The 13,710-nt window shown below is 49.1% G+C and carries 10 protein-coding genes; 4 read left to right on the top strand and 6 right to left on the bottom strand.

The window, feature by feature from the left end; translation table 11 throughout:
* The first annotated feature begins 13 nt into the window (after positions 1 to 13).
* Positions 14 to 694, top strand: a complete 681-nt coding sequence (locus ABIC22_RS28640; RefSeq protein ID WP_354485469.1) for an AlkZ-related protein — start codon at positions 14 to 16, stop codon at positions 692 to 694.
* A 171-nt stretch (positions 695 to 865) separates the two neighbouring features.
* On the opposite strand, the gene ABIC22_RS28645 is transcribed toward ABIC22_RS28640, so the two are convergent.
* Together ABIC22_RS28645 and ABIC22_RS28650 are read right to left on the bottom strand one after the other, a co-directional pair.
* Positions 866 to 2,380 (bottom strand): UxaA family hydrolase, encoded by a 1,515-nt coding sequence (locus ABIC22_RS28645; RefSeq protein ID WP_354485472.1) that lies wholly within the window; start codon positions 2,378 to 2,380, stop codon positions 866 to 868.
* On the bottom strand, positions 2,377 to 3,894 hold the full coding sequence (locus ABIC22_RS28650) for a tagaturonate reductase (RefSeq protein ID WP_354485474.1): 1,518 nt from the start codon (positions 3,892 to 3,894) through the stop codon (positions 2,377 to 2,379). Before ABIC22_RS28650 ends, ABIC22_RS28645 begins: the two co-directional genes overlap by 4 nt.
* 192 nt (positions 3,895 to 4,086) lie before the next feature.
* On the opposite strand from ABIC22_RS28650, the gene ABIC22_RS28655 reads away from it, so the two are divergent.
* The 3 genes from ABIC22_RS28655 (at position 4,087) to ABIC22_RS28665 (ending at position 7,732) form a co-directional block, all read left to right on the top strand.
* Positions 4,087 to 4,956, top strand: coding sequence for an AraC family transcriptional regulator (locus tag ABIC22_RS28655; protein ID WP_154893625.1), 870 nt, complete (start codon positions 4,087 to 4,089; stop codon positions 4,954 to 4,956).
* A 107-nt stretch (positions 4,957 to 5,063) separates the two neighbouring features.
* Positions 5,064 to 7,037: a GTP-binding protein gene (locus tag ABIC22_RS28660; protein ID WP_354485478.1), complete on the top strand. Its 1,974-nt coding sequence runs from the start codon at positions 5,064 to 5,066 to the stop codon at positions 7,035 to 7,037.
* Between the two features lie 17 nt (positions 7,038 to 7,054).
* Complete coding sequence (locus tag ABIC22_RS28665; protein WP_154893627.1) at positions 7,055 to 7,732, top strand: tetratricopeptide repeat protein; 678 nt, start codon at positions 7,055 to 7,057, stop codon at positions 7,730 to 7,732.
* A gap of 136 nt (positions 7,733 to 7,868) precedes the next feature.
* Here ABIC22_RS28665 and ABIC22_RS28670 read toward each other — a convergent pair whose 3' ends face one another.
* From ABIC22_RS28670 to ABIC22_RS28685, 4 genes are all read right to left on the bottom strand, one after another.
* Positions 7,869 to 8,924, bottom strand: coding sequence for a phosphotransferase (locus ABIC22_RS28670; protein ID WP_354485480.1), 1,056 nt, complete (start codon positions 8,922 to 8,924; stop codon positions 7,869 to 7,871).
* Between the two features lie 144 nt (positions 8,925 to 9,068).
* Positions 9,069 to 9,695, bottom strand: coding sequence for a GDSL-type esterase/lipase family protein (locus ABIC22_RS28675; RefSeq protein ID WP_095358742.1), 627 nt, complete (start codon positions 9,693 to 9,695; stop codon positions 9,069 to 9,071).
* Between the two features lie 184 nt (positions 9,696 to 9,879).
* Positions 9,880 to 13,047: an MMPL family transporter gene (locus ABIC22_RS28680; protein WP_354485482.1), complete on the bottom strand. Its 3,168-nt coding sequence runs from the start codon at positions 13,045 to 13,047 to the stop codon at positions 9,880 to 9,882.
* A complete protein-coding gene (locus ABIC22_RS28685; RefSeq protein WP_127536322.1) occupies positions 13,044 to 13,502 on the bottom strand; it encodes a MarR family winged helix-turn-helix transcriptional regulator in 459 nt (152 codons plus the stop codon). Before ABIC22_RS28685 ends, ABIC22_RS28680 begins: the two co-directional genes overlap by 4 nt.
* Between the last annotated feature and the right edge of the window lie 208 nt (positions 13,503 to 13,710).

Consider the following 13,710-nt stretch of genomic DNA (forward strand, 5'->3'; position numbering starts at 1 on the left):
AGATGCCTTAACCATGATTACCGAGCCGATTGTAACCTATGAGGAAGCTGCCCAGCGTATACAGACAGCGGGATTGCTTCCACTCGCACCGTTATTTCCTGACTTTCCTTCTCTGTCTTCGTTAACGCCATCGGAAAATTGGCATACCGAATCTCCTCTCGATCCCTGGCTGTGGCGTTCACGCCTGGCTGAAGAAGGCGCTGCTGCATACGGCAAATTTGTCAAAAAGAAAGCGATCCTCATCTCGCGTGAATGTTTCCCTTGGGTGCACCGGTTGCTATCTGACAGCAGAACCATCCAGGAGCAATATGATGCCGGCCTGCTCTCCCGTGACGCATTCAAGCTCTATGAGCGAATCGAAGATCAGGAAGGCATTGATGGACGGGCATTACGTTCACAGGCTGGTTTCGGCGCCAAGGAAGATAAGAAGGCATTTGACCAAGGGCTACTGGATCTTCAAGGCAGTACAGCCGTTGTCATTAGCGGAACCAAGGAAAAGGATGGTCTTGCAGAAGGCAAGGTGGCCTGGAACAGTTCTTCTTATGAGACGGCAGGTCACTGGATGAGCCGTCAGGGTATCGAACCTTTTAACGGCAGCATCACAGAAGCACGTGACCTTTTACTGGACAAGCTTGTTGAGCACACGACTGAAGCTGGACTGGTAAAAATCAAAAAGGCGTTTGGCATCGTTTAGACCGACATCTTGCACTTAAGATACACTCCGCCAATAGAAGCAGGCCATTTGAGATTTTGAGTTTACAGCTGTACACAACGAAAATCCCGGAGGCCACATCACCATTGGCTACCGGGATTTTTAATGAGTTTACAAAGATATGCTATGCCAAGAAATCAAGGAATGTATAACCTATAGGATTACACCATCTTTGAATATGGCAATTTCCCTGAACCCATGCTGCTCACTAAGTGTCTGAGCACGTCCTGAGGCAATGTCAATCAACTGGCTGAAGAGCTGAACTTTCACGTCATCCATCGTCCGGCCTTCGAGCAGTTGACCTGCGTTGAAGTCGATCCAGTGTTTTTTTCGATTCGCCAGATCCGATTGCGTTGCAATCTTGACCGTAGGTACCGGACCTCCGAATGGGGTTCCCCTTCCTGTGGTAAACAGTACAATGTGAGCACCTGCAGCTGACAATGCCGTGACCGACACCAAGTCATTACCAGGCGCCTCTACAATGTTCAAGCCGGTTTGGGTTACACGTTTTCCATAACGAAGCACATCAACGACGGAAGAACGACCTCCTTTTTGAGTACAACCCAATGATTTCTCTTCAAGTGTCGTTATGCCACCGGCTTTGTTACCAGGGGAAGGATTCTCATATATGTTCTGCCCATGGTTTACAAAGTATTGCTTGAATCCGTTAATCAAATCCACCAAATCACCGAAAACCTGTTCATTTGCAGCCCGATTCATCAAAATGGTCTCTGCCCCGAACATCTCTGGCACTTCGGTCAGAATGGCCGTCCCTCCTGCAGCAACCAGCATATCGGCAACCGAGCCCACTAGCGGATTGGCAGTGATGCCGGATAAACCATCTGAACCGCCACACTTCAATCCGATTTTGAGCTTGCTAAGTGGCAGCGGCTGGCGCTGTTCCAGCTCGGCAATCTCCACCAGCTCTTCCATCAGACGCAAACCCTCTTCAAGTTCATCATCTGCTTCCTGTGCCTTGAGAAAACGAACCTTCCCCTGATAATCAGGTGCAATGCATTCGCGGAACTGGTCGACCTGATTATTTTCACAGCCCAATCCAATAACCAATACACCGCCTGCATTTGGATGTTCGACGAGGGATGCCAGCAGCTGCTGGGTATACTTCAGATCATCGCCAAGCTGCGAGCAGCCGAATGGATGAGGGAAATGGTACACGCCGTCCACCCTGCTGCCGAACTGTGATTGCCCCATACGTGCCAGTGCCTCACACACCTTGTTGATGCATCCTACCGTATTAACGATCCATATTTCATTGCGTATGCCTGCCTCTCCATTAGGGCGCAAATAGCCATCAAATGTCCGTAAATGTTCCGGGGGCATATCGGCTTGAACGGATGCACCAGGCTGATACTCATAATCCAGCAAGCCATGCAGCCCTGTTTTCAGATTATGGCTATGAATCCAGTTCCCCTGTTCAATCCGTTCCTTGGCAATGCCGATGGAGAAACCATATTTCAGGACATCATCACCTGGTTCGATTCCATGTACAGCGATCTTATGCCCTTTGGGCACATCATCAAGCAGTGTAAATGAAACCCCGTCAGGGAGGTTGACCGTTTCTCCCTTTGTGTAATCACGAAGAGCTATGATCACATCATCCTGCGGCTGTATGGCAATCCAGTCATGCGTTGTACTTGTTGTATTCATTCCGTCTCACCTTCCAGTAAAACGATCTCATCAAGAAGCGCTTCGCGCAGTCCTCTTCGCTCATTCAGATTCTCTCCCCAAATGGTTGAGTCCGACAATACGGCAGCCAGCCTGTCGTTCAACTGCTGCCGGTCCCTTCGGAGTGAATCATAGTTCTCCCAGTGTGCAGTTAGGGCTGCAAGAACATCCGGGTCGTCCCTCAGCACAACGGATTCACCGTTGAAGCGATGTCCGTGGTATCCGTCTAACGTATTCACCGGGCGGTACAATAACAACAGTCCGGCAAACCCACGAACCAGGCGTGTCGGCCAGCTGTTCTGAGTTTGTTCATAAGATAATAAGGTAGGCAGAACACGCACCTTGAATTTGCCAATGGTATTTAACGCAATATCTTGAAGCTTATGATTGATATAGGGATTGAGGAATCGTTCGAATACCTCTTCAGCGTACTGGTCAAGTTGATGATCCGGCATATCCAGCGCAGGCACAATTTCCTGATGCACGGCTTCCCTGATCCATGGTCCAAATTCGGGATCCTCCATCGTTTCCCTCACATACTGCTTGCCTTGAAGAATGCCAAGAGAGGACATCAAGGTATGTGCGCCATTCAAAATACGAACTTTTCGCACCTGATAAGGCTTGAGATCTTTGACCCAGTGAACATTAAGTCCAGCCTGCTTCAGCGGCAATCTCTTGTCCAGTCCCTCATCAGCCTGGATGGCCCAGAAATGATAAGGCTCTGCCGTGTTAATCAGTTGATCCTCATAACCCCAGCGCCCTGCCAAAGTGTCGGCTTCTTCCTGAGATGGCGCACCCGTCACGATTCGGTCAACCAAATTGTTCAGGAACAGGTTATGGTCTTTAATCCAATTACGGAATGCATCCGAATAGCCGAAGTCCTCACTGTGACGCAATACGCAGCTGCGCAGTACATCACCATTCCCTTCGAGCAGTTCACATGGCAGATGAATCAATCCTCTCGAAGGATCACCATCAAACCGTATATAACGCTGATGGAGAAACACGGTCAGCTTGCCTGGAAATGAAGAAACAGGCTCTCCTTCCACGTAATCCGACTGAATATATTTTAATCCCGACTCCGTCGTATTGGAGATAACAAACTCCAGTGAAGGAAGCTCGGCCAGTTCCAAAAATGCCTGCCATTCTTCATAAGGATTCATGCACTGGGAAAAGATCGAAATCATCTCGGTGCGCTCCACGGCTTTACCTTGAGAAAGACCTCGGGTAATCATGGTGTACAGTCCATCCTGATCCCGGATCTGCTCCAGCTTCGCCTTGCCCCCTGGCCTTGGCTGGGTAACCACCACACTGCCATGGAATTTGCCTTGCCTAGCACTCTCATGAAGCATCCAGTCCACAAATCCCCGCAAAAAGTTACCTTCTCCAATCTGCAGTACCTTTACGGGACGATCCATGATTTCCTTGCACTTTCGCTGCCCGTCGTTTCCCAACAGATTCAGCTTGAGTCTTGGTCGTTTGGTGCTCGCTGACATGCACACTCACCTCATCATTTATTTGTGATCATCCGAATCCGATTCCATCTGTTATACCCATCAATTGAAAACGCTTTAAATTCATTGTATCATCAAAAAAAGGAAATTAAATTGCTTATATTGCGTTAAATATACTCTTTCATGACCAGGCGTGGTCTACCGTGTATTAATTAGCTTTAGAAAGGAGTCCTTATGGCACGCTCGCCCGTTCGCACAACCATCCAGTCAGATTCAGGCATTCCCTTTCGACTGGTCTATGCAGATACGAAAGCTCCCCAGAATGAGCTGCCGGATCATCTGCATGATTGGCATGAAATCATTTACGTATATCGCGGTCAAGGGACCATTTTTATCGATACGGGTCTTGAAGACATGCAGACAGGGGATTTATTCATCATTCCTGGCAGTACAGTACACCGGGCTTTGCCGGACGAGATTAATCCTGTAACCTCTTCAGCTCTGTTCTTCAGTCCCGGATTACTGACTGCAGCTGCAGGAGGCAGTGCTTCAGTCCTGCTCTCCCTGTTCGAGCGATGCCGCAGACGCAGGGTTTATAAAAGACACCTGACCCCGGAGGAACAAGCCAAAGTGACTGCGTTTATTGATGAAATCCATGCCGAATTCCAGATGGAGAATCAGCTAAGCGCCCATGCAGCCCTGCTTCGGCTTCAACTGCTGCTCATATTTCTTGAACGTCTCGAGGACGCCGGCCCTGCCCGCTCTGTTCATTCCAGTTCCGGTCCGAGCTGGCTGTCAGCCACCCTGTCCAATATTGACGATAAACTTCGCAGCGGCCTTTCCTTGTCAGACCTTGCTCTGCAGGCAGCAGTATCCCCTGCCCATTTCAGCCGGGCGTTCAAAAAATATACCGGCATGACGCTAACCGATTATGCCCTAGCCCGCCGGGTGATCATGGCGAAGGAACATCTGCTTCGGAACGATGACACCATGGCATCTGTAGCGGATGCCTGCGGCTTTGAGAGCCTGCCCCATTTTTATCGGCAATTCAAAAAAATTACGGGCACCACGCCTGCGGCTTATCGCAGAACGATGAATGGTTGATTTGCAAAAGTGTAACATATTCTTCCATACGGCCCTTGTGGTATGATAAAACGGAATAACAATGTCAGAAACGATACGTTTCTTCGGTCAGAGGAGCTTTAGATCCCATGCATAACGAATTCAATCGCCGAAATATCGGTATCTTTGCTCACGTAGATGCAGGCAAAACAACCACAACAGAACATATTTTATATCATGGCGGCATTGTTCGCAGCCCCGGCCGGGTAGATGACGGTACGGCAGCTACGGACTCCCTGGACATTGAGAGAGAACGCGGAATTTCCGTACAGGCAGCCATGACCTCCCTTACATGGAACAATACCGTGATCGACCTCGTCGATACCCCGGGACATATCGATTTTAGCTCTGAAGTTGAACGTTCCCTGCGTGTAATGGACGGTGCCATTCTCATTTTGTCAGCTGTGGAAGGGATTCAGTCCCAGAGTGAGACCATCTGGCACGCCTTGAGATCCCTTCGCATCCCCACCATTATTTATATCAATAAAATGGACCGGATTGGCGCCTCTGCAGCAGCCATTATGGAACAGGTTCACTCCACTTTCTCTCCATTTGCATGCCCGGTACAATCCTGCGTAATGGATGAGGATTCATTCATCGGTGTTCATTCCTTATGGCATGATCAGGCGAATCAGCAACCGATTCCTGGACTCCTCGAGATGACTGCAGAACTGGATGAAGAGATCATGGAATCTTACATTAATGAAGTCCCTCTGCCATCAGAGCAGATCGATTCAACATTCCGCAAGCTGGTGCATCAAGGCGAGATATTTCCGGTTTGTTTTGGTGCGTCGGGGAAAGGGATTGGGGTATCCGAACTGCTTGATGCGGTTACCCGGTTCCTGCCACCTCCTGCAATCACAGAGGATCCTGCAGTATCGGGGGTCGTATTCAAAATTGAACGGAACAAAACGATGGGACGAACAGCTTACGTTCGCATGTACGGAGGCAGCATTCACAACCGGGACACGATCTATAACACGACCAGGGAACTGGAAGAAAAAGTGACTCAAATCCGCCAGATGGATGGTCGCAAATGGTCAGATACCGGAGCAGTACACAGCGGACAGATCGCCGCTCTTTACGGTCTAAGCGAGACGCATGTAGGTGACATTATAGGAAATCCAGACGCCGTTCCTCCCATGCCCCGAATGGCAGTGCCTTTGCTGACAGTACAGGTACACGGCCAGGATCCGGCCCGTTACCCCGACCTTGTTGCTGCATTGCAGGAGTTAACCGATGAGGACCCACTGCTTGACCTGCAATGGCTTACAGAAGATCGGGAATTGCACCTCAAAGTCATGGGAACCATTCAGCTTGAGATTCTATCGAGCTTGTTAAGCAGTCGTTTTGGACTGGGAGTTGTTTTCGACCCGCCTTCTGTCATTTACAAAGAAACGCTAAACGCTCCAGGTGAAGGGTTCATCGCCTATACGATGCCTAAACCCTGCTGGGCCATTCTTCGCTTCCAAATGGAGCCGCTGCCACGCGGAAGCGGTCTGATCTATGAATCCACCATTCGAACAGACCAACTGCTGCTGCGGTATCAAAATGAAGTACAGCGACGTGTACCAGAGGCCCTGTCTCAAGGCATGTACGGCTGGGAAGTCACCGATCTGAAAGTAACACTTGTCGAAGGAGAGCATCATGTCTGGCATACGCATCCGCTGGACTTTGTCGTTGCTACGCCGATGGGAATCATGGATGGCCTGGCTCGTACAGGTACTAAGCTGCTGGAGCCGCTTCTGCAATTTCGCTTGACGGTACCGGAAGAATACGGAGGCAAGGCTCTAAGCGATCTTGTGCATATGCGAGCAACGTTTGAAGCTCCTGTTATTGGCGGCGGGAGATGTATTGTGGAAGGGCAGATTCCGCTAGCCTCTTCCATGGATTATCCGGTGAAGCTCCGCTCTGAGACCGGGGGACGGGGTGTACTTGTCACCTCTTTTGCCGGATATCAGGATTGCCCTCCGGATGTGAAGCCGTTGCGCAAGCGCAGAGGCGTAAATCCGCTGGAACAATCCAAATATATTTTAAGTGTTCGTAATGCGATAACATCATAAACGGAGTTGAACTTGTTGTGCTGATTAAATTTTTGATATTCGGCCTTCTATGGCGGATTGTTGGCAATCCGTTTTTGGCTGTTCTGATTCTTCTCATTATTCTGTATTTCCTGGATCGTCGCTATGTCGGGGTGTTCCCCAGTTTTATGAAACCGATCAAACGCATGCGTACGATCTCACGGCTGCGTCAGCAGATTGCGATGAGTCCCAATGAAGTCTCTTCCAAGCTTGACCTGGCCAGACTTCTGATCGAACGCAAACGTTATAACGAAGCTTATGAATTGCTTCTTGAGCTTGAACGTCCCTATGAGCAATCTGCCGAATACTGGGAGGCATTGGGAACGACAGAACTTCACCTTGGTCACATGGAATCAGGTGAGCGGCATATCCTGCAGGCTCTCGACATCAATCCAAGAGTTAAGTATGGTCAGCCTTATCTAACCTTAGCCAATGCCTTTAAGGAGTCAGATCGAGACAAGGCATTGACATATGTACAACAATTTCAGGATATCCACTCATCCTCGAGTGAAGCTTATTATTTGCTGGGTTCCGTCTACCGTTCGCTGGAACGGACTGCAGATGCCAAGCAAGCCTATGAGCAATCCCTGAACGTCTACCGCTCTCTGCCAAAATACAAGAAGCGCCAGGAACGCCGCTGGGCTGTCCGCAGTTGGTTCCGCAAGCGCGGATTGTAGGCAACCCTATATGTCGACAAGTGTTCGGCATACGCTAAGGTAGAGTCGAATGCCCTTAATAAAAAGAACGCCGATTCTGTTTCAAAACAGAATCGGCGTTCTTTTGTTTCTAATGTAAACAAAGGCAGCTGCCTGTTCACGTTAATAATTTGCGTAACCGCTCCTCATTACGATTCATCCAGAGGATCCGCTCTTGCAGCTTAATGATCTGGTTAACTGCAACATCGGGTTCATCCGTTCCTTCGAACATGCGACTGATAAAATGCATAACCACATCGAGACTGCGCAGCAGAATAAGCTGCGGAATAGCCAGCAGTTCATCCGGCTCCAGAATCACCTGTTTCCGAAATCCCCGGATCAGTCCTTCGAGCGCCTCCCACATCCATTCATCACTCTTGTCCATAGTTAGCAGGTCCGACATGGGAACAGCCAGCTCCATGACGCGCAGATCCCATGTGGCAAACTCAAAATCCAGAATGGAACAGATTCGGCCATCGTCGTCCGACAAGACGTTTGATGCGTTCACATCTCCGTGAACCAGTTGATGAGGCAGACGTTCCATCCCGTTTAGAGACTCGAACAAAGCTGGAAGCACAAGCAGCAGATCCTGCATTTCTTCTGCGCACGCCTGGAGCTCGCTAGGTGGTGACGTACATAGCTGTATCAATTTCTCTGGCGGACAGAGTGGATATGCCTGTTGAATTTGATAATAAGGTGGGTATACAGGTTCAAGTGATATTTCCAGTCTTGACAGAGCACCAGACAGCAAACCCGCCGCATGTCCCAGTTCAACAAGCTGATTTGGCCTATTCCACACCGGATTCTTGCCCGTATTATACGTAAAGAGGGCTGCGATTTTGTACTGTTCATTCCTCGGATCGTAAATGGAATGGAACGTGTGCCCATCCCCCTTTATAGCTTTGACTGGAGCTGGTACCATAAGTCCGAAGTCCGATTCTCTCAGTGCCGATAACACATGGTGCTCAAACGCAATTTTCACAAGATCCGTATGTGTTTCGTACACCCTGAGAACATAACGCTCGCCATCCAGTTTAAGCATATACGTTGTGTTGTTCATTCCGCCGTATCTGCGTTCCGCTTCCCAGCAGGATTGAGGTAGAAATACGGATATCACTTCCTGTATCAGCTGTCGTTCCAGATCCTCATGAGGACGTAAATGAATGTTGTGCACCGATTAATACTCCTTCATCTGTAATATCTATATGGATCGACAAGATAAAATCCTTTATTCTCCCCATCTTAACGTATGCCCATATGCGGGTCCAGTCTGAATCAGGTATGCCCACAGCCATATCGTAATGTCCTAATGAGTTCTTTAGTTAAAAGGTCTATACCCCATACGATTCAGTTGGTCCGCAATAACACGATACCCTCTTGCATTGGGATGAACACGATCCCAGAATAACAATTCCCGTTCATGCCCTTCAAAACGGTCGTACACCTGAGCACAGGCGTAGTTCCCCGACCCTGCACCATTCAGAAAGGAATTATACTGACGAACCCAATACGCAGCTTCTGCGGCTTGAGGATACGGGTTGTACAATCCGATCGTCCGGACCAAATAGGCACTGTTTCCTTTTAACTGACGAATATGTCTCATGATCTGTGAAACGTTACTGCGGGTATCTCCAAGCACCTGTGTCATTTTACTTGCGCTTGGCATAGCTCCGCTCGCCTTGAAGGTGCGAATGAGATCATTCCCGCCAATGGATATTGTAATAATGTCCGCTTCGCGCAGAGACTGTCTTACCCTCGTGTTGGAGGATACCATTTGCATCAGTTCACCTGAGGTTAATCCGTTGACCCCCATATTATCCATCGAGACAAATGTGCGAACATTCATTTCTGCCATTCTGCGGTACAAAGGAACAAAGCCGGTGCCCAGCAGCGCGCCTGTGCCTACCGTTAACGAGTCTCCAATGGCCGCATATCGATATACCATCACCGTCGCCCCTCTCTGCTAACTTATGACTGACTGCTATATCTATATGAAAGAACCGAAGACAAGGCGCGGGATGGTGTCCGTAGGCGCATACCTTTATTTTTTACGACATGCACATATTTCCTCAAAATGAAAAGCCCCTACGAAAATTTTCATATTTCGTAGGGGCTTTATATGATTTTAACTACATGCTCATCGTACGGTCCGAATCCGCTGAATCATTCTGATCCTTATTAGGGAAAGGCCACCAGTTGGCCCGGCCGAACATCTTCACCATGACAGGCACGAAGAACGGCAGGAACAGCAATGAATACAGAACCAAACCACTAAGAACAACGGTAGCAATCTGCATCATGGAGAGAACTCCGGATGGATACATGGCAGCAAAGGTTCCGCTCAGAATAACGGCTGCTGACAGAATCACCGTACCCATGTTTTTCATGGCATACAGCATTGCATCCTGAACGCTCATGCCTTTATTTTCATTGAATCTATCCATCAGGAAGATACTGTAATCCACACCAAGCGCAATCAGCATTACGAATCCGAAGAATGGCGTAACCCAGCTGATGCCCGCAAAACCAAGGATATTCACGAATATCGCCTCGGTTAGAGCCATGGATGTGAAATAGGCCAGCAGCAGGGAAACGATCAAATATATCGGCATGATCACGGATCTCAGAAGCAGGACAAGAACGATAAATGTGCCTGCAAGCATGAGCATAACCGTGCGTGTGTAGTCGTTGTTGGAGATCTCCTGTAAATCAGCAAACGTGCTGGTTACCCCGCCAACAGCAATGTCTGCTTTTTCCAGCGCACTACCCTGTACCGCACGGTGAACCGCAGCTTCGATATCCGGTACGCGATCAATCGCTTCAATACCGTACGGATTTTCAGCGAAAATAACATCTATCGTCATGGTCTTCCGATCCTGGGACAGATACGTATCGAATACCTGTGCAAAGTCTTTGTTGCTCAACGCTTCTTCAGGTACATACCAGCCGGCCAGATCGGAATCCGGTGAATTCTGCAGCTGTGTCAAATAATCCTGTGCGGAATCAAGACCACCGGACACCTGCGCAATTCCATCCACACTCTGATTCAAACCATCTGTTAATTGGGTCAGCTGACCACTGAGGTCCGAGAAGCCTTGGCTAATTTTCTCCTGACCACCCTGAAGCTGGCTGAGTCCATCCTGGATGGAAGGAATCTCACTGATCACTTTACCTTGACCATCTGCTGCCTGCTTCAGCCCGGCTTCAAGCTGTCCTATTCCCGTTACAATCTGACCCAGCCCACTAGCCAGAGCCTGTTGTCCAGATGCAGCGGAAGTGAAGCCTTCGTTAGCCTGGTTGATCCCTGCAGCAGCTTGACTCAGATTGCTTTGAATCTGTCCTAGTGCCTGGGCAAGCTGGGCTGTACCTGTTCCCGTTTCCCCAAGTGTACCTTTGACCCGCAGATAGTCTGCGTCCTGCAGCAGTTCAGGGTATCTTTCTTCAAGCGCTGCAAATGATTCATTCAGACTGGTCAGCGCCGTAGATATGCCTGTCAGCTGCTGCTGAATTTCCCCGGTACCCTCGCCAAGCGCAGCTACGCCTGCACCAGCCTGACGGTAAGCGTCAAGCAGCTGATTACTCGCCTGAGCTAGCTGGTCAGCACTTGTTTTCGCCTGCTGCAGTCCTGCTTGCAAATCACCAGCACCGGCCGAGCCGTCACGAATTCCTTGCTCAATCTGCTGAAGACCTTCGGACAACTGGCTAATTCCCGATTGCAGCTGGGACGTACCTTTGCTCAGTTCTCCGGCACCATTTGCAGCTTCTTTGATCTGAGGTTCGTTCTTACTTAATTGACTGCTGGCTTCGCTAAGACCATCACGAATTTTATCCAGACCCGTCTTGCCTTCACCGAGTCCGTCCGATAAAGTCCCCACTTGCTGAGTGACTTCGAAATCCTTGACCTCGTCACCAGTCGGACGTGTCATGCTGCGTACCCCGGAGATTCCCGGCACCTTCTCCACTTCGCGACTGATTTTCTCGGCTACGGCCATATATTTGGCATTGTCCATCGGTTCATGATTTTGGATCACAATCTGACCCGGCAGGGATTCACCCGGACCAAAGCTTTCCGAGATAATGTTGAACGCTTTTACCGAATCATACTTCTCACCGATCTCATCCAAGCTGTTAAACGATAATTTCCCATCGTACGTGGCCAGAAGCGGCACGCAGACAGCTGCAACAATAAGCAGCGCAGCCCATGGACGTTTTAGCGAGAAGTGACCCGCTGCTCCATAGATCTTGCTCTCCGCATGTTCGAGTGAACCTTTGGAAGGCCAGAACAGCTTCTTGCCCAGCACCGCCATGAAGAACGGAACAATGGTAACCAGAGCGAGCATCATTACGGCAATGCCGACTGCGACTGCCACTGCGGAACGGTACAGCATAAACTGTGCAAAACCGATGGCGACAAAACCAACCAGCACGGCAAGAGCAGAGAAGAATACCGTTTTGCCTGCTGTCCGATAGGTTGCAATAATCGCTTCCCACGTCGTTTCATGATGGGCCAATTCTTCCTTGAATCGGCTGATGAGCAGGATACAGTAATCGGTACCAATCCCGAACATGACGGCAACCATGAAAATCTGCGTAAAGGTCGAGATCGGGAAATCCACCCCATCGACCAGGAATGCAACAATCTGCTGCGATACAATATAGCTGATACCCACGGTAAGCAGAGGGACAAATGGAGCTACAAACGAACGGAATACAAGGAACAATATGAGCAAAATAAATACAACCGTAATATACTCCGATTTCTTGAGTCCCTCCTGGGAACTCTCTACCGTATCTTCATCGATTAATCCTTTACCGGTTATGTAGTTTTCCACATTGACCGAGTCCAGCGTTTCATTAAGATCCTCACGCATTTCCTTGACAGTACGATCTCCCTGATCGATAGACAGGGACGTCAGGATCGTCTTTCCATCAGCAGAGATCATTTTGTCTGACAGTTCTGGCTGGGAGAAAGGCTCCAAGATGGACAAAATGCCGAGTTCTTCTTTCTTCGACTCCAGCTGCTTTACAGCCTTCTCAGCCTCTTGTTTGCCTACCGTACCCAAACCATCTGGGTTATAAAAAACAAGTGCCAGCTGACTGCCCTGCTGTTCGCCTTTTTGTGCAGCAGCTTCATCGAGGATGGCAGCTGCCTGGGTGGAGGAGTACCCTTCCGGGACCGAAAACTGTCCTTTTTCCCGAATTAGTTCACTCATGTTGGGGGCTGTGAACATCAATACGGCGGCTACAACAACCCATAACCCCATCAACCACCATCTTGCTTTCAGAATCGTTCTCATTCGCTCTCCTGTCCTCCCTCATTCGTTAGCAAGGTCGCCAACTTCTCAAAGGATTCAATAAAATTCTGTACTTCTTCCGGCTTAAAATGAACCAGGTACGGCTCAAGAAGCTGCTGTATTTCCCGTTCTGTCTCGCGGTATACCTGACGGCCAGTATCTGTCAATGTCAGATATACCACTCTGCGATCCCGCTCATCTCCGGCCCGATGGACCAGATCCCGATCAACCAGCTTGTTAACCAGTGCCGTGATGCTGCTTTTTCCGACGCAGAGGAGCTCTGACAGATCAGATGGTGTGCAGGATGGTTTCTCTTCAATCAAACGGAGAGCACAGAACTGGTCTGTTGTCATGGTCTGCCCCACCTTTTCACGGATTCGCGTATCAAACTGTTTGGATACCAGGAACGATGCATCCAGATAACGGTTCACCAAACTTTTGGCATCCGGTGTATTCATGTTTATTCTCCTTTCTGTCCTTTCTGTCCATATAGTTCACTTATCGAACTATTCTTCAATGAAACTATTCTATATTGAAACTATAATGCAAAGCAATACTTTATTCCTGTTATTTTGTGTTTTCACGACAAAAAAACAGGGCGTAAGGCTTAGCTCCCGGCCAAGTCTCACGCCCTGTTTCCTTGTTTTGTTACATTACGAAGGTCAC

It is taken from the genome of Paenibacillus sp. PvP094, assembly GCF_040546835.1.
In the GTDB taxonomy this organism is placed as follows: Bacteria; Bacillota; Bacilli; order Paenibacillales; family Paenibacillaceae; genus Paenibacillus; species Paenibacillus illinoisensis.